Below are 22801 nucleotides of genomic sequence, written 5' to 3'. Positions count from 1 at the left end.
GGTTCAGCCCCTCAGGAGCACTGTACGCGGACTCCGCCACGGCCATCCCGGTTGTCATCGGCTCGGCCCCGGGGCGCGTTTCCCGGTGCAGCCACCTGCGATGAGGCCCTCGCGGCCAGTCATCACCGAATGCCCCCATGTGCCCTCCCGACTGCTGCCCGGCGTGCACGCCGGGCAGCAGTCGGCAACGCAAGGAAGCTTCATGTCCTATAGCTCATCCACCCTGAAGAAGAGAATCCGCGCGGCCACGGTCCTCACCGCGGTCTCGGCGGTCCTGGTGTCCGCGCCCTCCGCGTTCGCCGCCGCTCCGGCGCCCGTCATCAGCCACGTCCAGACGGTGGCCAAGTTTGACTACGCCGCGGGAGAGATCCCGGAGAACATCACCATCAACCCGGACCGCTCGATCACGCTGTCCATGATCGGCGCGGCGGCCAAGAGGGCGCCCAAGCTGGTGCGCATCTCGACCTCCGGCCACCGCACCGTCCTCGCCACGTCCGCCGAGGGCGACGGCATCACGGGCAACATCCGCGGCAAGGACGGCACGGTCTACTACAACGTCTGGTCGTCCAGCGCTGCCCGTTCCGGCGTATGGAAGATCGCGCCCGGCAAGGCTCCGAAGCGGCTCGCCGCACTGCCCACCGACGGCCTGCCCAACGGCATGGCCCTCGACCCGAGCGGGCGCACCATCTACGTCGCCGACAGCCTGAAGAGCACGATCTGGGCCGTCCCGGTGGCGGGCGGAAAGGCGAAGGCGTGGCTGACCAATGCCGCGCTGGCCCCCGTCTCGTCCGAGGCCGTGCCCTTCGGCGCCAACGGCCTGCGCTTCCACAAGGGAGCGGTCTGGGTATCCAACCTCGCGAAGGACAGCCTGCTGCGCATCCCGGTCACGGCGCACGGCAAGCCCGGCGGGATCCACGTCGTCACCAAGAACATCGACGGCGTCGACGACTTCAGCTTCCTGAACGCCCACTCGGACGTGGTCTTCGCCGCTCAGAACGCTCCTGACAAGGTGTCCGTGATCTACCCGGACGGCAAGGTCAAGGCGGTTCTGACCCACGCCGACGGCCTGGCGTCTCCCAGCGCCACCGCGGTCAGTGACGGCCACCTCTACGTCACCGACGGCGGCCTCAACGCACCGCACAACGCGCAGCTGCAGCGCGGGAAGATCAACACCAACGCCCTCTGCTCGCCCGACAACGCGTAGTCCGGGACATGACTGGGGCCCAGCCGACGTGCTCGGCTGGGCCCCAGTCCGTTCATGCGGGCTGATGCCGCCCACGGTTTCAGCCTCCTGGTTGGCGGAGCGGTTCTTCGACAGCTCCACTCCACAACCGGAGGCCTTCACCCCTCACCCGATTCAGACGGTGTCAGAGCACTAACTCGACCAACCTGCCTGGGCAGTACTGCTAGAGATCTTCAATGGCTGGGGTTACGGCGGTTGGAGGTCGAGCCCGGTCTTGGCAATGAGTCCCTCGATGAGGTGGGGCCGGTACTGCATACGTTTCAGCCGGGTCTTCACCAGTGCGGTGAGCTGGTCGAGGCTGTGTTTGGTGAGGTTGGCCAGGGATCTCTTCAGGTGCGACCACACGCCCTCGACCGGGTTGAACTCCGGTGCGTACGGCGGCAGCTGGTAGACGGTCAGCCATAATCGCGCCGCGATCAGCCGTCGCATGGTGCCGCTGACGTGGGTGTTCAAATTGTCCCAGATCAAGACGATGGGGTCGCCGAGCTGCTGGTGTGCGGCATCGAGCAGGCGGGCGTAGTCGGTCTCGGTGAAGCCCTTGCGCCGGCCTTTGGCGGGGCCGCGGTCCAGGTGGATACGGTAGATCAGCCGTGGGCTGCGGTCGGCTTTCGTGCAGATCAGCGCCGCCATCGAGACCCGCCTGGTGCCCGCGGAGGTGACCTTCACGACCGGAGTGCGGCCCCGGCGCCCCCAGGTGCGGCCCTTGGGCGGCCTCAGGCCCTGACCTGCCTCGTCCTCGAAGCAGAGCCAGGCGCCCAGGTCCGCCGCCCTCTTTTTATGACGGGCCACTGTTCGTCCTTCCACGCGGCGATCCTCGCCTCATCCCGCTCGGTGGCCTTGCGGGCCGGGACCTGCACGCTCCAGCCGATGCGATGCAGCAGCAGATCCAGCCCGGCCAGCGTGTACTCAACACCGAAACGGCGGCGCACGATCTCGCCGATGCGGGCCAGCGTCCAGCACTGGTCACTCCAGCCCCACACGGCCGGACCCGCCTCCAGCACCACCTCCAGAGCACGCAGCTGACCGGCGCTCAGCTTGCAGCGGGCGCCACCGGGGCCTTTGGAGACCAGCGACTGACGGCCGCCCGAGGCCAGGGCCCGGCGCCAGCGGTTCGCCGACATCCGGGTCACCCGGAACCGCCGGGCCACCTCCCGGTCACTGGCCCCCGCATCGATCAAGTCAGCTGCCGCGAGCCGGACTTGCTCACGCCGATCGCGCTCCTCGGCCGTCAGCCCACCGCCATCGGGATACCTCACCCCTCCGGCATAGCGCGAACCACGACAACCGTCACGACCCCACGTAACCCGCACACTTGAAGATCTCTAGTCGTACCCCTACTCGCCGAGTCAGGGGCAGCGCCGCGTGATCGGGACGCCTCCAGGACATCGGCGGCGCTGGCCAGGAGGAGCGGCTGAGGGGCGGTTCGGGCCACTCCAACCTCACGCTTTCAGCGCCGCCGGGCGTAGTGTCGACCATCCGCAAAGGCGTCAGCCACCCGCAAGTTGCATACGGACCTGCGCGAGTTAAGGGTTCTCCCAGACGGGGAGGAAGTCGGGGGTGGTCCTGCCACTGCTCGCCAGCACTGGTCAGGCATTGCCAGACACGCGCGCCCTGCTCCTCGTCGCCTTGGTTCAGGAGGCCCACGATGCACTCGCTGGAGCTTGTGACCGCATGCTTGTTGGAGTTCGCGATGCGGTAGAAGCGGGCTACGGCATCGGGACCTAAGGTGTCGTCGCCGTTGATGGCCTCCCACTCCTCGTCGGCCTGCGCAAAGAGGAAGGCATACACGGCCTGGACGTCGTCGGCGGTGGGCACCGTAACAGCCGTCGAGTAACTCCCCTTTCAGGGCAGCTCACGCAAGCAGCCTCGTCTGAGGGAAGGCGTTTATACGAGGGTGATGACGGGCGAGGTCGGTAGGATGAACGTCCTGACGCTCTGTCGGACACGGATGGACCCAAGGTCACCCGTCTCCCTCGCTCGTACCATGAGGTTGCCCTTGAACACGCTCCTCGACGTGACGCTCACGCAGGACCAGCGGAGCCTGCTCACCGCCATCGCCCAGCCGTGGCTCAACACCGGCGAGTGGCCGCGGTGGGTCAATGTGCAGCACGACTTCGACCTGCGTGACCTGGACGCCACCGCCATCTACGACTCGCTGCCCCGGGTGGGCGTCGAGGGGCCATTCGCCGCCGAGTACGGCTTCACTTACCACTCTCGGGCGTCCGCCTTCGGTCAGCGCGACCGGGTGCGGCTGACCGTGGCCGCCTGCCTGGCCGTCACCGGGCTGCGGATGACGGTCGGGGAGCCGTTCGTGCAGGCGCTGCGCCACATGGTCGAGCTATACCGCAATCGGTCGATGGCCGACGACGAGGTCCCGCCTCTCATCCTGCGCTCGGGCGAGCTCGAGGCCGCGCTTCCCCAGCTCAAGCCGTGGTTGATCAAGGTGCTACCCGACCTGCTCTCCCATGAGCCGTCCATCAGCACCGGCGGCGGTGCCGGCATCGGCGAAGGGTCCTGGGAGCGGGAGGTTACCCGCAGCGTATGGCAGTTCCGTGACGTGAACAGCGTGGAGGAGTACATCGAGAAGACGACCGAGATCGTCACGGCGAATGCCGCCCAGCTCGCGCCCGCGCCCGTCGAGGCGAAACAGCCGCCGACCATCGCGCACGGGCGCGGACCGTACGTTGACCCCGCTCTCCTGGACGACCTGGAGGAGGCCGCCCAGACGAGCACTCAGTGGCGACTGCATAAGTTGATCGCCCTGTGCCAGGGGCTTAACGACGCCTACGAGGCAGGGAACCCGTACGTCTGCGCGGCGATGATCCGGGCCATCCTCGACCACATCCCGCCGGTGTACGGGCAGCCGGACTTCAAGCAGGTGGCCGCCCGGTACTCCTTCACCGTACGGCGGACCGACAAGGCCCACGCACAAAACCTCGAGACCTTCAGGCCGATCGGCGACGATGTGCTCCACCGGCCCATCGGCCCGAGGGTGCCCGTCATCACCATGGACAACATCCCGGCACCCCTCCGCCTCAACGCTGTGCTTCACGAACTGCTGCTGCTCCTGAAGAGGAGCGCGCCCTAATCGGATCGCAGACGCCCGCCCCGCGTCCGCACGTCACCACCGAGGGACAGCCCCTGTCTGCACCCTTGGACCCGGCCCGTGGAGTTGGGCCCGCGTGAAATGGTGAGTTGTCGGGGCAGCCCGCCAATCCAGGCTATTTCCCCTCATTAGGGTGATGCAGCGTCCAGGCCCCTAGCGATTTCCGAGCTTCGGTAATACTGTTAGTCACAGCAAGATAAGGCATGTAGTGAGAAGCGAAACACCGTAAATCGCTATCGATGAGTGGAGAAACACCCAGAGGTGGTGGAGTCTAATTCGATGAAGGTGCGGAAACCTCCGATAGTGCTCCACCCGTTTTTCTTCTAGACCTACTTTGTCTCCGAGGAGTTCCATTGAGCTAAGGGTCTCAGTAAGTGCGCGAGCCTGAGATAAGTGATATGAGGCTCTCTCATAGTATTTTGCCACGGCCAGGGCCCCGTAGATCCCGATGAGCACAATAAAAATGCACAGGGGGATGGTGCGTGCCGAAAATTTCTGCTGTACCACGAGGGCGCTCAAAGCCGCCGTTACGGCTAGTAGTGTATTGGTGAGCGCTGATCTCTGAGTTTCCGACTGCCTCAATTGCTCCCGGTGCTCTTTCCAGTAGGCGCGGATGGATTCCTCTGATGCGCTTTGCATGATTGCTCACTCCTCTGGAAGGCGGCAGCGACGGTTCTTCCTGCTAAGGGGTATCGTAGCTGATCGAAATTGTAGATTACAGGCTGTGGGGTGGTGCGGCTCCGCGGTCGAAGAAGGAGATGGCTATGCGGATCTTCATCAGTAGCGTGCTTAAGGGGCTTGAGGCTGAGAGGGGGGCGGTGTACGGGCTGATCAAAGCAATGGGGCACGACCCAGTTCGCTTCGAGGACTTCACTGCACAAAACGTCCCGAGTCGAGAGGCATGCCTAGCTGGCCTCGACAGTGCTGACGTGTACTTGTTGATCCTGGGGCCACGATATGGGCATCGCTTCCCCGACACTGGGCAGTCGCCTACTCATGAGGAGTGGTCAGCTGCAACAGCAGCTGGAAAAGTGCGCATTGTGTATCGAAAGGATGGTGTCCAGTTCGAGCCTGAGCAGCATCAGCTTACGCAAGAAATCAGTAACTACATCAGCGGCGTGTTCCGCGGAAGCTTCTCCTCTACGGAAGAGCTTATGGTGAAAATTGCAGAAAAGGTTCGCGAGCTTGAATCTGAAAGCGGACCGCTAGAGTTCCAGCAGCTGGTTGATCCGGTATCTGTTGAATGGACCGCTCCTGAAAGCGGATCTCTGTTTGGGGCAGGTCAGCAGTCTCCAGTCGTTGAGGTCCATGTTGTGCCGATTAGGCATCCAGGTTACCCATCACGAGTTATGGCGCAGATGCGCGATGGGCTAGCCGATAGGATTCGACGAACTGGCATGGTGGATAGCGGGCTTGCATTGAACCCTGTTAGTCAAAATTCCAGTGTGGAGGTGAATGTTCCGGCGCCAAGTCGACGGTGGAATGAAATCCGCAATGGTGAGCTGTCGGCAATCCGATTGAGTAATTCTGGCCAAGTGCTCGTGCGGTCGTCGCTACCCGCCGACAACATGGGATCAATCTTGGACCGCGCGAAGCTCCCAGTGCAGTTGACCCAGATGATTCAACTGGTAGGGGCTCTCAACCTGATTGAAGCCGAGCGCGTCGCGGTCGGTGTGAGCATTCCTCGCCTTCAAGGAGTGGCAGTTGCGGCCTTTGATGAGAACAGGTCGCGGACCAGTTCCAAAATTCTCATGAACGCGAACGAACCGGTAAGGATTGAACCGGACGAGTCTATTTCTCTGGCTGGTTTGAATGCAGGCGCGCCTGAAGTGGCTGGCCACCTCGCGCGGGCTCTGATCGAAGCGGTCGGCAAGCTTCGCTAGAGATAAAACGCAGCCACTCTTTTGGTGGTGACCGGATACAACTGCCGGGAAGCGATCAACCTCCACGTGGTAAGCGATCATCTGGCTGCCCAATTGGTGCCGCTCAGGGGCAATCGTGAACACCCCGAGGGGACAGTGGTGCTTGCTGCCCGGGCATGCGCGGTCGAGCGGGCTGGTCCGCTTTTGGACCCCAATGTTGGGGCGGCCCGGATATGTGAGGAGTCGATCACCGCCCGCGACCAGCCCAGCTGGTTCAACTTCTTCAGCAGGAGTGCATGCAGTTGGTCCCATACGCTGGCCTCGTTCCAGACCGCCAGGCGCCGCCAACACGCCATGAGCGAGCTGAGGCTGAGCTTCCGGGGCAGGTGCTCCCACTGGATGCCGGTGTGCGGCACGAACAAGAGCCCGCACAGGGCCTGCCGGCCCGCCACCCGCAGCCGGCCCTCGACCTGCTTCGGATCCGGCCCGGGCAGCAACGGCTCGATCAGCGACCGCAGTTCATTGGCGACGATCCATGGTCGCGACAGTCTTTCCCACGACCACGCCAACGATCCAGCGGGGCGACAGCCACATGATCACAGCGGACGGGATCAGCCCCTGCGAACTGATCCCGTCGGCATGAGAAGGCGGCACACTGATCCGATGGCATACGACTTTTCGAAGGGTGCGCCTGCAATCCAGCCCGAACCGCAGGTCTTCAAGGGCTACGTCGCGACGGTGACGCTCTACGCGGATCGTGCTGAGATCAAGCGCAAGCTCATGGGGAAGGTGTCCGGCGCCAGGGACTCGGTGATCCCGCTCAAGGACGTCATCAAGGTGCAGTCCAAGGAGCCCACCCGCCTCGTGAACGGGTACGTACAGCTCGCCACCGAGCAGGATCGCGGCCAGCTCCGGATCGCGACCGCCGAGGCACAGAAGGCCATTGCGAACAACTCGCGGACCGTCCTCTTCACATGGAACCAGCGGGAGACGTACGCCGCGTATCTGGCGGCAGTCACCGCCGGAGTCCAGGCGCAGGGCGGCAACCCGTTCGGACAGGACGCCCCTGCACCAAAGCCGGCGGAGCCGGGTCGGCGAACGAGGACTTGACGGGATCAGCCCCACGGGACTGAGCCCGTCGGCATGATGATCGGCGTGAACGATTTCTGGATTGCACTCATAGGTGCGCTCGTAGGTGGTGGCTTCACGCTTGCGGGGACCATTCTTCAGTCGAAGAGCGGTGACAAGGCTGCTCACTTGGCTCAGACACGGGCCACAGCCCAGCGAGGAGTGGAAGCGGCAACAACGCTCGCGATCACCATTCAGCGCCAGACGTATCAGCGTCATGGCACATTCGAGGACCGCGAGGGCTGGGGCCGGGAGCTGATGGCCCACCAGTCCAACCTCACCGCTCTCCTGGGTCTGCTGCCGGACGATCAGAGCGTGACCCGGAACCGGGTCTTTGAACTCCTCGAAGGCGTCCAGCCCTGGGATGGCCAAGAGGTATGGGAGACCTACCGAATCCGCACCACGCTCTTCCTCGGCGAGATGGCGGTGTGGCTCGTGGCGCTGGCCCGTGGTTCGGAGCCGCCCGAGTACCGGGATATCAGCCGGATTGCCGAGGAACGGATCTTGGCCTATCGCAAGGCCGAGCTGGAGGCCGAGCGCGAGAGATTGCTGATTGAGCATGAGATGTACGAGCTGGATGAATCTGATCGCGATCGGGTGGTACAGATCGACGCCGAGCTGGAGGAGATCGATCAGAGCCTAAGCGCGCTCCAGCAGTCGAGTCTGGCCCAGCTCCCCTCGTCATGACCCCCGTCAGCGACGTGCGTTCCGAGAAGCAGCGCCTAAGTGCGCGCCGTGTCGCGGATCTCCGCGAACCACCATGTCTCGACGGCGGCGAGGGCGGCGAGGATCACCACGACGCCGGCCAAGCCGGCCAGCGGCGGAACGGCGGCCGCCGCCGGCGTCCAGGCGGCCACCACCACCAGGGCCACCAGACGAAAAGGCCCCCACACGTTGACCGCCATCCGCCCGAACAGCAGCAGCCCGGCCAAGTAGAGGGCCGTTCCTCCGCATAGTGCGAGCGCGGAGAACCAGCCCAGTCCATGGGCACTTTCCGCGTGACCGACGACCCCCTCGATGCCGAGCGCGGTCAGCACGATGCCGGCGATGACGGGGAAGTGCCCGACGCCGTAGGCGCCGGCCGCGAGGGCCAGCCGGGTATCGCTCTCCGCCTGGTGCAGCCGGCGGCGCGCCACGACGGTCACCACGTCGAAGTACAGCCACCACAGGGCCGTGGCCGCTCCCACGCCCAGAGCGGCCGCGCCCAGCAGCGGCCAACTGACCGGCAGCTCGGCGGCACCCACTCCCAATGCGGTCAGCGATTCGCCGATGGCGATGATGACGAACAACTCGTACCGCTCAGAGAAGTACTCGGCGCTGTGAATGCGCCAACTGCCCCTGCGGGACGTGGCATACACCACGCCCCAGTCCACGGCGATCGCCGCGGCGAACAGCACGGTCTGTGTTCCACCGCCGATGGCGGCGCCCGCGAGCAGCAGGCCGGCGCCGGCCAGCACTGGCGGCCATGAGACGACGACCTGCCGGCCCAGCTCCCTGTCTCCGCGGGCGAGCAGGCCGTAGACGACCAAGTGCACGCACCGCACGAACAGATACGCCGCGGCCAGGACCAGCGGACCGTTCAGCCCTCCGGGCAAGTCGTGCCACGCCTCTGGTACGGCGAGTGCCACAGCGAAGACCCCGACCATGGCCAGTCCCATACCGACCCGCAGGATCCCCAGGTCGGCTCGCGCCTGGTTGCCGAGCCAGGCGTACGCCGACCACGACCACCACAGCAGTGCGAGCAGCAACAGGCCCTGCACGATGCCCATACCGTCGTGTGCGTGGGCCATGAACTTCGTGACCTGGGTGAGCGCGAAGACGTAGACCAGGTCGAAGAACAGCTCGAAGGTCGTCACTCGATGGTCCGCGGTCAACGCGTGCACCACCTCGGACGGTTCCTCCTGCTGTTGCCGGTCTCTCGGTATTGCCACAGTCGGTCTCTCTCCCTCACACCTGCCGCGACCACCGTTCCGCCCGGCATCGCTCGCGCAGACGCGGGTGAGGCGCACGCGGGACAAGTCGCTCTTCAGCCTGGCCCAAGCCTGCTGATCCCGCGCGCCGGATGACAGGCCGTGCCGTGCCGAGGAGCCTCGTTCAGGGGTATGACAGGGCCCCTCTCCTGGCTGGCACGCAGGTCACAGGGGTCACAGACTGGGAGACATGAATGATCCGCAGCAGAACAGCACATTCACTCTGAACAACGGCGTCACGATCCCGGTGCTGGGTCTGGGAGTCTTCCAGAGCCCGGCCGAGGAGACGGCTGCGGCGGTGGAGACGGCTCTGCAGACCGGCTACCGGCACATCGACACGGCGGCCGCCTACTTCAACGAGCGAGAGGTCGGCGAGGGCCTTCGCCGATCGGGCGTGGACCGGTCCGAGGTGTTCATCGAGACCAAGATCTGGGTCTCGGACTACGGCTACGACGAGACCCTGCACGCCTTTGAGAAGAGCACCCGCAAGCTCGGCGTGGACCAGCTCGACCTCCTGCTCCTGCACCAGCCGGTACCCGAGCGGTTCGACACGACCGTGGCGGCCTACAAGGCCCTCGAGCGGCTCTACGCGGACGGCAAGGTCCGTGCGATCGGCGTCAGCAACTTCATGCCGCACCACCTCTCGGAGCTGGTGGAGCGCACCGACGTCGTCCCGGCCGTCAACCAGGTCGAGCTGCACCCCTACTTCACTCAGCCCGACGTCCAGAAGGCGAACGCCGAGCACGGCGTCCTGACCCAGGCGTGGTCCCCGATCGGCGGCATCACCTTCTACTGGGACCAGGACGGCACCGGACGCAGCACGCTCAAGGATCCGACCGTACAGTCGATCGCGCAGACGCACGGCAAGACGTCCGCGCAGGTCCTGCTGCGCTGGCACCTGCAGCGTGGCCGCAGCGCGATTCCGAAGTCGACCACTCCTTCGCGGATCGCGGAGAACTTCGACGTCTTCGACTTCGAGCTCAGCGCTGAGGAACTCGCCGCTCTCGACGCGCTCGACACCGGCGTCCGCGGCGGCCCGGACCCGAACGTCACGAGCCCTGAGCGGTTCAAGGTCGTCATTCCCGAGAACTGAGACCGGCGGCCAAAGACCGCCGCTTGAACAGCTAGGCGCCGTTCGGATCGACCTGCTCCACGAGCACCGGGTCGACCTGAACGGCGCCGCCGCGGTTCGCTACAACTTGCGCGGCCACGACACAGGCCCAAGGGGGCTGCTTGCGGTGACCCGCCGAGTTCGGCGAGCGCGCACTCGGCCCCGGCACGACGCGAAACGCAACACCTGCACCCAACTCGTGGCCACGTCAGGCGACTTCGCTCCCTTTCACGCAGAGGTTCTGCATGAAAGGGAGCCTGGCCGCTGAGCCGGCGGATCGCCAACCGAGCGGATCACCCGTTACGGATACGCTCGCCGGTCAGCGACAGCTCATCAACTAGCAGCGCGGCGCTGTGTCATCGCACCTGGAGCTCGGAGGCGGCGTCACCGCGCCGGCGTGGGCCTGCGGCTGAGACACGAATACGGCCCCCAGTGCTGCGCACACTACGGCAGCCACGACCATGGGTCCTCGCCTCCTGGAAATCAGAGAATGCATGTCCTTCCCTTCCGCTTCAGCTGTCACACGGTTCACGTGTGGTGCAGAGACCGCGACGGTCGCGCCTCTGACTCAAACGATCTTCGCCAGCTTGAAGCGGTAGCGGATAGAGGCAAATGCCCCTGGCGGCTAGGGCGCCGGGTGGAGGCCTCCACAGTAGGTGTATGCTATAGCAAGTTTTCGATAGCATCATCGGGGAGAGACTCAGCGTGACCAAGCCCGCGCCACAGGAGCTGCCGAAGCTCGAACATGCCGAGTCGCTCGCCGAGCAGGCGTACCACGCCCTGCGGGAGGGCATCGGTACCGGACTGTTCGCGCCAGGTGAGCGGGTGACCGAACGGGGTCTTGCCGCCCGCTTGGGGGTGTCACCGACACCCATCCGCGAGGCTCTGCGGCGCCTGGAACATGAGGGCCTCATCGTCCGTCTCGGGCCGAGACGCCTGGCTGTCGCCGAGCACTCCGATCGCGGCCTGCGTGAACTCATGTACGCCGAGGTCGTGTTGAGGGCTGCCCAGGCGAGGTTCGCCACCGACCGGCTTGATGAGGCCGCGCTCGACCAGTTGGAGCAGATCGTCGCGGAGTTCGCGAGCCCGGCTGACGATGATCCTGCCGAGCAGCAGCGCACGGCGCACCGCTTCGACGAGGTGCTCGCCGCCGCGGCGGACAACCCTGTTCTGGACGGACTGATCGGCAGCGTGTCGCTGTTCGGTGTGGAGCGGCGTGCTCGTTCACTCAAGGAGATGCACGAGCGTCCTGAAGTCCATGCCAAACGAGTTGCCGCCCACCGCGAGGTACTTGCGGCGCTGCGCCGCAGGGATCCGGATGCGGTGGAGACGGCAATGCGTGCTCACCTGCTCGAAGTCGTCGAGTTCCTGCTGGAGATCGACTAAATGTGACGGCGCGGGCCGGGATCCCCTGCCGGCCTCGTGCCGTTCGATGTCCCATTTGCTACGGCGTACCGGTACACGACACAGCCTGCCTTTGCGCCGAGCAGTGCCGTGGGGACCAGCCCCGCTTCCGAGAGGAATCCGCATGACCATTGACCACAAGGTTCGTGTGCACCGCAGCGAAGACAACCTCGCCCGGACGGACCAACTGGCCTGGAAGATCGCCGAGATGGCTTCCGACGATGTTGCTCTGCCTGCCGAGGTCGCCGACATGGTGGTCAACCGGGTGATCGACAATGCGGGGGTCGCCACGGCCTCGCTCAACCGCGGGCCGGTGAAGGCAGCCCGCGCCCAGGCTCTACGGCATGCGGCTGCCGCGGATCGAGACGGTGCCGTGGTGTTCGGCACGCGAGAGAGGGTCTCTCCGGAGTGGGCGGCCTGGGCCAACGGCGTTGCCGTCCGCGAGCTGGACTACCACGACACCTTCCTCGCAGCGGACTACTCGCATCCCGGCGACAACATCCCTCCACTGCTGGCCGTGGCACAACACACGGGGCGCGACGGTGCCGCGCTGACTCGCGCGATAGCCGTCGCCTACGAAGTCCAGGTGGCTCTCGTGACCGGCATCTGCCTGCACAGCCACAAGATCGACCACGTTGCGCATCTGGGCCCCTCCGTAGCCGCAGGCCTTGGGGCACTATTGGACCTTCCCACCGAGGTCATCTACCAGGCAGTGCAGCAAGCACTGCACACGACCACCGCGACTCGGCAATCGCGAAAGGGCGAGATCTCGTCCTGGAAGGCATACGCCCCCGCATTTGCCGGGAAGGTCGCGATCGAGGCGGTGGACAGGGCGATGCTCGGCGAAGGCTCGCCCTCGCCGATCTACGAGGGCGAGGACGGCGTGATCGCCTGGCTGCTCGACGGCCCGGACGCCAGCTACACCGTTCCGCTGCCCGCCCGCGGTGAAGCCCCCCGGGCGATCCTGCGGACGTACACCAAAGAGCACTCAGCGGAGTACCAGAGCCAGGCACTCATCGATCTTGCACGCCGGCTGGGGCCGCGGATCCGCGAGGCCGGCGGCAGTGAGCGCGTGCGCGACATCGTGATCCGCACCAGCCACCACACCCACTATGTGATCGGCTCCGGCTCCGGCGACCCGCAGAAGTACGACCCCCAAGCCAGCCGAGAGACACTCGACCATTCACTCCCGTACATCTTCGCTGTGGCGCTGCTCGATGGCGGTTTCCACCACGAGCGCTCCTACCCGCCGCAGCGCAGCATGGACAACGAGCTGGTGGCCCTGTGGCAGGCGATCTCTACGGTCGAGGATCCCGAGTGGACCCGGCGGTATCACTCGCCGGATCCGGCGGAGAAGGCATTTGGCGGGGCCGTGACTGTCACTCTGGACGAAGGATCGGAGATCCGCGACGAGATCGCCGTTGCCGACGCCCACCCGCTCGGGGCCCGGCCCTTCGGCCGCGATCAGTACCTGGGCAAGTTTCGGGGCCTGGCTGAGGACCTGGTGCCTGAGGCCGAGCAGGAGCGCTTCCTGGCCGCTGCGCTGCGGTTGCCGGCACTGTCGGCTCAGGAGCTTGGGGAACTGACCGTCGTCCCGACCTGGTTGGACACGGTTGCAGCGCGGGGGGTGTTCTGAGTGCTGGGAACCACCACCACTGCGTCCGACCGCCGAAAGGCCTTCCGCGCTGCACTCGCGAGCGGACGACTGCTGCAGTTCCCCGGTGCGTTCAACGCGTTGTCGGCCATGCTGATTGCCGAGCAGGGCTTCGACGGGGTGTACGTGTCCGGTGCGGTACTCGCGGCGGACCTCGGTCTGCCGGATGTGGGAATGACCACCGCGACCGAGGTCGCACAGCGTGCCGCGACCATCGCCCGCAACACGCCGCTTCCGACACTCGTCGATGCTGACACCGGCTTCGGGGGCCCGGTCAACGTGGCCCGCACCGTTCAGACCTTCGAGGATGCCGGGCTCTCCGGCTGCCACCTTGAGGACCAGGTCGACCCCAAGCGCTGCGGCCACCTCGAGGGCAAGGCCCTGGTGTCGACCGAAGACATGATCACCCGGATCCAGGCGGCCGTCCGCGGCCGACGGTACCCCGACTTCGTCCTGTGCGCACGAACTGACGCCCGCGCGGTCGAAGGGCTCGACGCAGCCATCGAACGCGCGAAGGCCTACGTCGACGCCGGCGCGGACATGCTGTTCGTGGAGGCACTCACCAGGGAATCCGAGTACACGGCCTTCCGCGAGGCTGTCGACGTCCCGCTGCTTGCCAACATGACCGAGTTCGGCAAGACCCCGCTGTTCACCGCGACCGAGCTCGCGGAACTCGGAGTGAACGTGGTCATCTACCCGGTGACCCTTCTGCGGCTGGCCATGGGAGCCGCCGAGGACGGCCTCTCCGAAATCCGTCGAACGGGGAGCCAACAGGGCGTCGTCGGGAAGATGCAGACCCGTACTCGGCTCTATGAGCTGCTCGGCTACGACGAGTACGCCGCCTTCGATGCCCGGATCGCAGGCTTCCGGCATGAAGAGCCCTGACGGTTGGTCGACAGTTCATCGCCGCTGTCCCGTCGGTGCCGTAGAGATGATTGCCGATGTCTGGCCGCACGGTGAATCTGCTGCCCGAACCGCATGGACGCGCGGCGTGCCAGGGACAGATCGGTCTTGACCGATAGTCGTTTCCGAACTGTCCCTGGCAGCGATGCCGGCACGGATCACCGGCGCCGCTGATCCGTCCGCAGTTCGAAGTCGCCGTAGCTGTTGTCGACAGGATTCACGGTCACCCCGGGGGCGACGATCTCGTCGATGCGGTCGAGCACGTCGGTGGAGAGCGTGATGTCGGCTGCGGGCAGGAACGCCTCGAGCTGTTCCATGGTGCGCGGCCCGATGATCGCCGAGGTGATGCCGGGGTGGTTGATCACGAAGGCGACGGCCAGCTCGATCAAGGTGATACCGGCCTTGTCGGCCAGGAGCGTGAGCTGTTCGACAGCGTCGAGCTTGCGCTGATTGGCCGGAGTGCTCATGTCGAAGCGGGCCGGGGGCCGCGCCGCCGACGCCGGATCGGTGGAGGCTCCCTTGCGGTAACGGCCCGAGAGCCAGCCGCCGTTGAGCGGGCTGTAGGTCAGCGTCCCCATGCCGTGGCGACGCACCGTGGGAAGCACGTCCTCCTCGATGCCGCGCACGAGGATCGAGTACGGGGGCTGCTCGGTGACGAACCGCTCCAGATGGCGTTCGCGGGAGACCCACTGGGCCTCCACGATCTGGGAACCGGAGTACGACGAGGAGCCGAGGTAGCGCACCTTGCCCTGCCGTACGAGGTCGGAGAGGGCACCGAGGGTCTCGGAGACGTCGGTGTCCGGGCTGGGACGGTGCACCTGGTAGAGGTCGATGTAATCGGTGTCCAGCCGACGAAGGGAATCCTCGACCGCGCGGATGATCCAACGCCGCGATCCACCGCGGTGGTTGGGGTCGTCCTGACTCATCGGCATGAAGAACTTGGTCGCCAGGAAGACGTCCTCACGCCGGCCCTTGAGCGCCTTGCCGACGATCTCTTCCGAGACGCCACCGGAGTACACGTCCGCCGTGTCGACGAAGTTGATGCCGGCGTCGAGGGCTCGATGGATGATCCGAACTGAATCGGCTTCATCCTGGTTGCCCCATGGGCCGAACATCATCGCTCCGAGACACAGGGGGCTCACTTGGACGCCGGTGCGGCCGAGCGGTCGGTAGCGCATGAGCTCTTCTCCTCGTCGTGTTCTCATTCGTTCCGGGAGGGGGTGGCGGAATCCGTATCCGCCCAGCTGGCGAGGAGACCGAGGGCCTCCTGCTCGCGTGATCCCGGTTCCGGGGCGTAGACGTTGATGCGCAGGCCGGGATCGGCCGACAGGTCCATCGCCTCGTAGGGCAGAGCGAGTTCGCCGACCACGGGATGATGAAGGTGCTTTACGCCCGAGCGGTGCAGCTTCACATTGTGGCGGGCCCATCGGCGTGCGAACTCGTCGCTTTTGGTGGTCAGTTCGCCGATCAGATTCGTCAGGGCCTTGTCGTGAGGCGCCCGTCCCGTCTCGATGCGCAGAAAGGCCACTGAGTCGTCGGCGCCCTTGTCCCAGTCAGCCCAGAAGTCCTCGGCCGCCGGATCCAGGAACAGGAAACGGGCGGTGTTCACCGGCCCGCGCTGAGCGAACAGGGGTGAGTCGAAGACCGGGGCGTACAGGGCCCTGCCGAGGGCGTTGGCGGCCAGGATGTCGAAGCGTCCGTTGCGCACGTAGGCCGGCACATCGGTCATCGAGTCGAGCATCCGCAGGATCGTCGGCCGCACACGGGAAGTGGTCACCGCAGCCCGCTGTCCGGAGGATGTCGCGGCCCGGGCCAGATCGTAGAGATGGACGCGTTCCGCCTCATTGAGCTGCAACGCGTGGGCCAGGGAATCGAGCACGGATTCCGAGGCACCGCTGAGGTTTCCGCGTTCGAGCCGGATGTAGTAGTCCACGCTCATCCCGGCGAGCAGAGCGACCTCCTCCCGACGCAGACCTGCGACCCGGCGGTAGCCCCCGTGTGCGGGCAGGCCTGCCTGCTGGGGCGAGATCTTCGCCCTTCGAGTGCTGAGGAACTCGCGGACCTCTGCGGTGACGTTCTTCTTGTCGGTGTTGGCCATGCTCAGTTCCCGAGTGTCTTGTCGGCCATGTCGACAGCAGACATCGCCTTGGACCGGTCGGCGCAGAACGACGCGTCCCCGATGAGCCCAGCGGCCGGTCTCGGGTGGGAGTCCGTGGTCACGGGGTGGTTCCTCCTGCTCGCCGTAAAACTCTCGCCGACCTTTTCACCGTAGGTCCGGCGACGACGCTCTGGGAGGCACTGTCATTACCCGGAACAGCACGGTCTCCCACGCATGCACGGGTGCGGGTTGCATGAACAGAGTCAAGGAGTCTGAACCCGAACCAAAGGAAGATCGTGCGCGCAGCACTCATGTACGGGGCCGGCGACGTCCGTGTCGGGGATGTCGCCGACCCGAGCCTGAAGGAACCCACCGACGCGCTGGTGCGCATTACCGCGGCCTGCGTCTGCGGCAGCGACCTGCACCCCTACCACTCGATGTCCCCCTCCGACGGGCCGGTCAGGATGGGCCATGAGTTCATCGGGGTCGTCGAGGAGACCGGGAGCGAGGTCCGCACGGTCAAGCGGGGCGACCTGGTCGTCGCGCCGTTCGCCTACTCGGACGGCACTTGTGAGTTCTGCCTGGCCGGACTGCAGACCTCCTGCGTGCACGGTGGCTTCTGGGCGAGGAACGGCATCGACGGCGGCCAGGGAGAGGCGGCCCGGGTACCGCTGGCCGACGGCACCCTGGTCAAGCTCCCGGTCAGCGCCGACGACGCGCTCATCCCCTCCCTGCTCACCCTTTCCGACGTGCTCGGTACCGGCCACCATGCCGCCGTCCGCGGCGGCGTGAGGCAGGGCAGCACCGTCACCGTGATCGGCGACGGGGCTGTCGGCCTGCTCGCCGTACTGGCCTCGAAGCGGCTCGGGGCCGAGCACATCGTCCTCATGGGTCGCCACACCGCCCGGACCGACCTCGGCCGCGAGTTCGGGGCCACCGACGTGGTCGCCGAGCGCGGTGCCGAAGGCATCGAGAAGGTACGCGAGCTCACCGGCGGGGGCAGCGAGATCGTCCTGGAAGCCGTCGGGTATCGGCCCGCCTACGAGCAGGCGTACGGAGTGGTCCGCCCCGGCGGCACCATCAGCCGCGTGGGCGTGCCTCAGTACGAGGAGGCGCCGATCGGCTTCGGCAGCCTCTTCGGTCAGAACATCACCCTGACCGGAGGCCCCGCCCCGGCCCGCGCCTACATCGAGGAGCTCCTCCCCGACATCCTTGAGGGCCGGATCGAGCCCGGCCGGGTCTTCGATCGCACCGTGGACCTCTCGGGCGTCCCGGAGGGTTACCGGGCCATGGACGCGCGTGAGGCGCTGAAGGTGCTGGTGCGGCCATGAGCGCCTGGACGCCGCCGCGCGGGTGGGCCGGAGACAGCAGGCGAATCGACACGGCCCTGCGGCACGCCGACCGGCTCGTCCGGACGGGTGCTGAGCCGCTGAGCACAGCGCTCACCAGCCCCGACGATCGGGAAACGACGATGGAGCGGATGCCACGATGACCACCACCGAGCCACGCGGGACGACCCCCGCCGGTGCAGACTCGGACGGTGCCGGGCCGGCCCGGCCCACACTGATCCTCGCGATCATCTGCATCAGCTACTTCATGGTCATCCTCGACAACTCGATCGTCTTCACCGGACTGCCGCAGATCCGGTCGACGATGGGGTTCTCGGAGACCGGCCTGTCGTGGATCACCAACGCCTACGTCCTGGTCTTCGGCGGCCTCCTGCTTCTGGGCGCGCGGGCCGGTGACCTCTTCGGCCACCGCCGGATGTTCCTGTTCTCCCTGGTCGTCTTCTCGGTCACCTCGTTCCTGGTCGGCGCCGCGCAGACCCAGTGGTGGCTGATCGGCGCACGAGCGCTGCAGGGCATCGGGGCCGCCGTACTCGCTCCCTCCGCCTTGTCCCTGCTCACCCGCAGCTTTGCCGAGGGCCGGGCCCGCAACCGTGCGATGGCGGCTTACAGCGCCGTGGCCGGCATCGGCGCCGCTCTCGGTCTGGTCGTCGGAGGGCTGGCCGCGGACCTGATCTCGTGGCGGGCCGGGTTCTTCCTCAACATTCCGATCGGCATAGTGATGATGGTCCTGGCGGTGCGGTTCCTCCCGGAGACCGTCAGGCAACCAGGCCGCTTCGACGTGGCGGGAGCATTGCTCGCCACACTCGGCTCGACCGCGCTGGTTCTGGGAATCGTCGACGCCACCGACCGCGGTTGGACCGCCCCGCTCACCGTGGTGCCGCTCGTGGCCGGCATGCTCATGCTGGGCCTGTTCGTCCTGGTGGAGCGACGCGCGTCCCATCCGATCGTGCCCCTGCGGCTGTTCGTCAGCCGAGAGCGCAGCGGTGCCTACGTCGCCCGCATGCTCTACATGGGCGGGATGATGGGGTTCTTCTTTTTCACCGCACAGTTCGTACAGCGTGTGTACGGCTGGACGCCCCTACAGGCCGGGCTTGCCTTCCTGCCGATGACGCTGGTCAACTTCGCCTTCGCCGTCACGGTGCCTCGGCTGCTCGAAAGGCTCAGGAGTTCCCTCGTCCTCGTGGCGGGAGTGGCCGTCACCGCAGTCGGAATGGTGTGGCTGAGCCGCCTCGGATTCGATACGCCGTACGTCACCGGAGTCGCGCTGCCGATGGTGGTCATCGGCGCCGGCCAGGGCCTGGCCCTTGCCCCGCTCACGTCCAGCGGTGTCTCCGGCGTCAACCCATCTGACGCCGGAGCCGCCTCCGGGCTGGTCAACACCGTCCACCAGATCGGCAGCGCGCTGAGCCTCAGCATCCTCACCGCTGTGGCCGCGGCGGTGTCGACGGGCCACGCGGCCGCCGACATCGCCGACCGCTCCGGTGCCGCGCTGATGGGCTCCGCCGTCCTGCTCACTCTCGCCACCCTCACCGTGCTGGCATTCGTCCTGCCGTCACGTACCACCCACAACGAAAGGTCCTGATGACCGTGCAGACCTTCACCCTCAACAACGGTGTCGAGATGCCTGCCCTCGGGCTCGGCGTCTTCCAGACCCCGCCCGACGAGACCAGGGCCGCCGTGACGGCCGCCCTCGAACTCGGCTACCGGCACATCGACACCGCCGCGGCCTACGGCAACGAGCGCGAGGTCGGCGAGGCCATCCGCGACTCCGCGATACCCCGCGACGAGGTCTTCATCGAGACCAAGATCTGGATCAGCGACTACGGCTACGACGAGACCCTGCACGGCTTCGACAAGAGCGCCGCGAAGCTCGGGGTGGACCAGATCGACCTGCTGATCCTGCATCAGGCCCTGCCGTCGGACTTCGAGCGGACTCTCGCGGCCTACCGCGCCCTGGAGAAGCTTCTGGCGGACGGCAAGGTCCGAGCCATCGGCGTCAGCAACTTCATGGTCGAGCACCTGACCACGCTGCTGGACGCGACGTCGGTCGTCCCCGCGGTCAACCAGCTGGAGATCCACCCCTACTTCCAGCAGCGCCTCGTCCTCGACTTCGACGACAAGCACGGCATCCTCAACCAGGCCTGGTCGCCCATCGGAGGAATCACCTTCTATCCGGGGTACGGCGAGGACCGCAAGAGCGTCCTGGAGGACACGACCGTGACAGGCATCGCCCAGGCCCACGGCAAGAGCCCGGCCCAGGTGCTGCTCCGCTGGGGACTTCAGCACGGACGCTCGGTCATTCCGAAGTCCACCAAGCGCGAGCGGATCGCGGAGAACAACGACGTGTTCGACTTCGAACTGACCGCCGACGAACTCGCCGCCCTCGACGCGCTCGACACCGGTCGCCGCGGCGGCCCCGAGCCCGAGGCCGTCACACTCGCCGCCTACGGCCGCGCCATTCCCGAGGCCTGAGCTCAACCTCCTCGCGTGTGGGCGGCGGCTGAGAGATGTCGCCGCCCGTTCACCCACAAAAGCCAACGAAAAACAGCAAGAGTCATTGACCTATGGTCAACATCACCTCTACCTTCTGACCGACCTTCCGAACTCGGTCCGATATCCCGGACGAAGCTCGTGGCTTTGGAGTGCCGATGAGCACAAGCTCCGTGCGAACGCCCCCTTATGCCGCGGCCGTTGGCACCACAGCGGATTGATTGCGGAACCGACGCTCAGCCGGCCGGCGCCCTCAGCGCGGTGGCCCTCGCCGAAGACATGCGACGGCCGGCGCACCGTGAGGTCATCCCGTTCGTTTCCTCGTCCCCACTCCTGGAGAGCCGCATGACCTCCCACTCCGCTGTACGAAGATGGGCCGGGCGCATCACCGCCCAGGTCCTCACCGCTGGACTCGCCGTGGCAGGTCTGGCGGGCCTCAACCGGCAGGAGCTGTCGGTGCCCTTGGCCGCCGCCCCCGCCGCCGTGAGCACCAATCAGGCAGATGTCGCACCACCGCCGATGGGTTGGGCGTCCTGGAACAGCTTCTTCAGCAGCATCGACCACAACGTCATCAAGCAGCAGGCCGACGCCCTGGTCTCCTCCGGTATGGCCGCCGCCGGCTACAAGTACGTCAACCTCGACGACGGTTGGTGGCAGGGCGCCCGCGACGCGAACGGCAACATCGTCGTCGACGAAAACCTGTGGCCCGGCGGCATGAAGGCGATCGCCGACTACATCCACAGCAAGGGCCTGAAGGCAGGCATCTACACCGACGCCGGCAAGCAGGGCTGCGGCTACTACTACCCCACCACCCGCCCCGCGGCGCCCAACACCGGCATGGAGGGGCACTACCAGCAGGACCTGGAGACCTTCCAGCGCTGGGGCTTCGACTACGTCAAGATCGACTGGTGCGGCGGCCGGGTCGAGGGTCTGGACCAGGAGACTCAGTACAAGCAGATCGCCACAGCGAACGAGGCAGCGTCGGCGGCCACAGGCCGCAAGTTGGTGCTGTCCTTCTGCGAGTGGGGCAGCGGACTGCCCTGGAACTGGGCGACCGGTTACGGCGACCTGTGGCGCACCAGCGAGGACGTCCTCTTCTATCAGGAGACGCCGGGTCTGACGAAGATGTACCGCAACTTCGATCAGGCCCTGCAGCCCGCGGCCCAGCACACGGGCTTCTACAACGACCCCGACATGCTGATGGTCGGCCTGAACGGCATGACCGCCGCCCGTAATCGGCTGCACATGAGCCTGTGGTCGATCTCCGGCGCTCCGCTGCTGGCGGGCAACAACGTTGCTACGATGACCGCGGAGACCCGCGACATCCTCACCAATCCAGAGGTCCTCGCCATCGATCAGGACGCGCGAGGTCTGCAGGGCGTCAAGGTCGCCGAGGACACGACAGGCCTACAGGTGTACGGCAAGGTGCTCTCCGGTACCGGCAAACGCGCGGTGATGCTGTTCAACCGCACCGGGTCCGCTGCGAACATCACCGTCCGCTGGGCCGACCTCGGCCTGACCCAGGCCTCCGCGACGGTGCGCAACGCGTGGACCCGTACCGACGCCGGATCTTTCGCCACCGGCTACACCACCTCGGTCCCCGCGAACGACGCGGTACTTCTGACCGTCTCCGGCACCGAAGCCTCCGGCACGACCTACGAGGACACCGGCGCCGCCACCACCCCGAGCTTCACAGGGGTCACCGCCTCGTCGGCAGGCACCGAACTGGTGGACATCACCTACGCCAATGGTGGCAACACGGCCGCAAAGGCCACCATGCAGGTCAACGGTCAGTACCCGTACGTCGTCTCCTTCCCACCGACCGGGTCACCGACCACCTACCGGACCGTGTCCGTCCTCGCGCACCTGGGCAAGGGAGCCAACACGGCGAGGTTCGCCGCCGTCTCCGGCAGCAGCGCACCCGACATCGACGCGCTCCGCGTCCAGGGCATACCCGGCACCCACGGAACCGCCCTCGTCGGCTCCGCCTCGGGCCGCTGCGTGGACATCCAGAAGAACACCTACGTCAACGCCACCCAAGCGGACCTGTGGGACTGCACCGGTGGTCGCAACCAGACCTTCACCCGCACCTCGCGCGGCGAACTCGTCGTCTACGGCAACAAATGCCTCGACGCCGACAACAACGGCACCTCCAACGGCACCAAGGTGATCATCTACGACTGCAACAACGGCACCAACCAGAAATGGACCGCCAACGCGAACGGAACGGTCACCAACAACCTCTCCGGGCTCTGCCTCGACGCCTCCGGCGCAGCGACGGTCAACGGCACCAAGTTGATCCTGTGGACGTGCAACGGCCAGGACAACCAGAAGTGGTCTCTCACCTGACAGCCGTCGCGGCAGGTTGACGCCTGTCAGGTGGAGGCGCTGCCCTCCTCCACCTGACAGGCACCGGTCGGTCCTGCGGCCGCCCACGGTGCCGGGGAGTCGCGTTCCGGGGAGTGACACGGCCCCCCTCACGG

18 protein-coding genes are annotated in these 22801 nt (G+C 66.3%); 13 read left to right on the top strand and 5 right to left on the bottom strand.

Translation table 11 applies throughout. From position 1 onward, the window contains the following. The first annotated feature begins 202 nt into the window (after positions 1-202). Complete coding sequence (locus tag ACZ7MG_RS00480) at positions 203-1204, top strand: hypothetical protein (RefSeq protein ID WP_471387303.1); 1002 nt, start codon at positions 203-205, stop codon at positions 1202-1204. A 225-nt stretch (positions 1205-1429) separates the two neighbouring features. On the opposite strand, the gene ACZ7MG_RS00475 is transcribed toward ACZ7MG_RS00480, so the two are convergent. Next, positions 1430-2499, bottom strand: a protein-coding gene (locus tag ACZ7MG_RS00475) for an IS630 family transposase (RefSeq protein WP_471387300.1) whose coding sequence is annotated in 2 segments (ribosomal slippage) — positions 1430-2013 and positions 2013-2499 — 1071 coding nt in all. Because the reading frame shifts where the segments join, the coding sequence is not laid out codon by codon here. Positions 2500-3239: 740 nt separating this feature from the next. On the opposite strand from ACZ7MG_RS00475, the gene ACZ7MG_RS00470 reads away from it, so the two are divergent. Continuing rightward, positions 3240-4331: a hypothetical protein gene (locus ACZ7MG_RS00470; protein ID WP_471387299.1), complete on the top strand. Its 1092-nt coding sequence runs from the start codon at positions 3240-3242 to the stop codon at positions 4329-4331. A gap of 782 nt (positions 4332-5113) precedes the next feature. Next, positions 5114-6232 (top strand): DUF4062 domain-containing protein, encoded by a 1119-nt coding sequence (locus tag ACZ7MG_RS00465; RefSeq protein WP_471387297.1) that lies wholly within the window; start codon positions 5114-5116, stop codon positions 6230-6232. Between the two features lie 77 nt (positions 6233-6309). Here ACZ7MG_RS00465 and ACZ7MG_RS00460 read toward each other — a convergent pair whose 3' ends face one another. Beyond that, a complete protein-coding gene (locus ACZ7MG_RS00460) occupies positions 6310-6663 on the bottom strand; it encodes a transposase (protein ID WP_471387404.1) in 354 nt (117 codons plus the stop codon). Between the two features lie 211 nt (positions 6664-6874). Here ACZ7MG_RS00460 and ACZ7MG_RS00455 point away from each other — a divergent pair, with 211 nt between their 5' ends. Together ACZ7MG_RS00455 and ACZ7MG_RS00450 are read left to right on the top strand one after the other, a co-directional pair. Then, positions 6875-7321: a hypothetical protein gene (locus ACZ7MG_RS00455; protein ID WP_471387295.1), complete on the top strand. Its 447-nt coding sequence runs from the start codon at positions 6875-6877 to the stop codon at positions 7319-7321. 45 nt (positions 7322-7366) lie between these two features. Next, the gene (locus ACZ7MG_RS00450) at positions 7367-8026 is read left to right on the top strand and encodes a hypothetical protein (protein ID WP_471387292.1); all 660 of its coding nucleotides are present in this window, start codon (positions 7367-7369) and stop codon (positions 8024-8026) included. 35 nt (positions 8027-8061) lie between these two features. Here the strand turns inward: ACZ7MG_RS00450 and ACZ7MG_RS00445 are convergent, their stop codons facing one another. Further along, complete coding sequence (locus ACZ7MG_RS00445) at positions 8062-9270, bottom strand: low temperature requirement protein A (protein ID WP_471387290.1); 1209 nt, start codon at positions 9268-9270, stop codon at positions 8062-8064. 229 nt (positions 9271-9499) lie between these two features. Here ACZ7MG_RS00445 and ACZ7MG_RS00440 point away from each other — a divergent pair, with 229 nt between their 5' ends. From ACZ7MG_RS00440 to prpB, 4 genes are all read left to right on the top strand, one after another. After that, positions 9500-10402 (top strand): aldo/keto reductase, encoded by a 903-nt coding sequence (locus ACZ7MG_RS00440; protein ID WP_471387288.1) that lies wholly within the window; start codon positions 9500-9502, stop codon positions 10400-10402. Between the two features lie 723 nt (positions 10403-11125). Continuing rightward, entirely contained in the window at positions 11126-11806 is a 681-nt protein-coding gene (locus ACZ7MG_RS00435; protein ID WP_471387285.1) for a GntR family transcriptional regulator, read from the top strand. Between the two features lie 142 nt (positions 11807-11948). Continuing rightward, on the top strand, positions 11949-13460 hold the full coding sequence (locus ACZ7MG_RS00430; protein WP_471387282.1) for an MmgE/PrpD family protein: 1512 nt from the start codon (positions 11949-11951) through the stop codon (positions 13458-13460). Further along, positions 13461-14363: a methylisocitrate lyase gene (gene prpB / locus ACZ7MG_RS00425; protein WP_471387279.1), complete on the top strand. Its 903-nt coding sequence runs from the start codon at positions 13461-13463 to the stop codon at positions 14361-14363. Between the two features lie 176 nt (positions 14364-14539). Here prpB and ACZ7MG_RS00420 read toward each other — a convergent pair whose 3' ends face one another. Beyond that, on the bottom strand, positions 14540-15559 hold the full coding sequence (locus ACZ7MG_RS00420) for an aldo/keto reductase (RefSeq protein WP_471387276.1): 1020 nt from the start codon (positions 15557-15559) through the stop codon (positions 14540-14542). Between the two features lie 23 nt (positions 15560-15582). Beyond that, on the bottom strand, positions 15583-16479 hold the full coding sequence (locus ACZ7MG_RS00415; protein WP_471387273.1) for a helix-turn-helix transcriptional regulator: 897 nt from the start codon (positions 16477-16479) through the stop codon (positions 15583-15585). Positions 16480-16775: 296 nt separating this feature from the next. Here ACZ7MG_RS00415 and ACZ7MG_RS00410 point away from each other — a divergent pair, with 296 nt between their 5' ends. The 4 genes from ACZ7MG_RS00410 to ACZ7MG_RS00395 all read left to right on the top strand — a co-directional run bounded on the left by ACZ7MG_RS00410 (position 16776) and on the right by ACZ7MG_RS00395 (position 22667). Further along, entirely contained in the window at positions 16776-17810 is a 1035-nt protein-coding gene (locus ACZ7MG_RS00410) for a zinc-dependent alcohol dehydrogenase family protein (protein WP_471387270.1), read from the top strand. 157 nt (positions 17811-17967) lie between these two features. After that, on the top strand, positions 17968-19410 hold the full coding sequence (locus ACZ7MG_RS00405) for an MFS transporter (protein WP_471387267.1): 1443 nt from the start codon (positions 17968-17970) through the stop codon (positions 19408-19410). Then, on the top strand, positions 19410-20300 hold the full coding sequence (locus ACZ7MG_RS00400) for an aldo/keto reductase (protein ID WP_471387265.1): 891 nt from the start codon (positions 19410-19412) through the stop codon (positions 20298-20300). Before ACZ7MG_RS00405 ends, ACZ7MG_RS00400 begins: the two co-directional genes overlap by 1 nt. Positions 20301-20663: 363 nt before the next feature. Then, on the top strand, positions 20664-22667 hold the full coding sequence (locus ACZ7MG_RS00395; protein WP_471387262.1) for a ricin-type beta-trefoil lectin domain protein: 2004 nt from the start codon (positions 20664-20666) through the stop codon (positions 22665-22667). Positions 22668-22801: the final 134 nt, after the last annotated feature.

It is taken from the genome of Streptomyces sp. NPDC107538, assembly GCF_055657445.1.
This window is presented reverse-complemented; position numbering and strand designations above follow the sequence as displayed.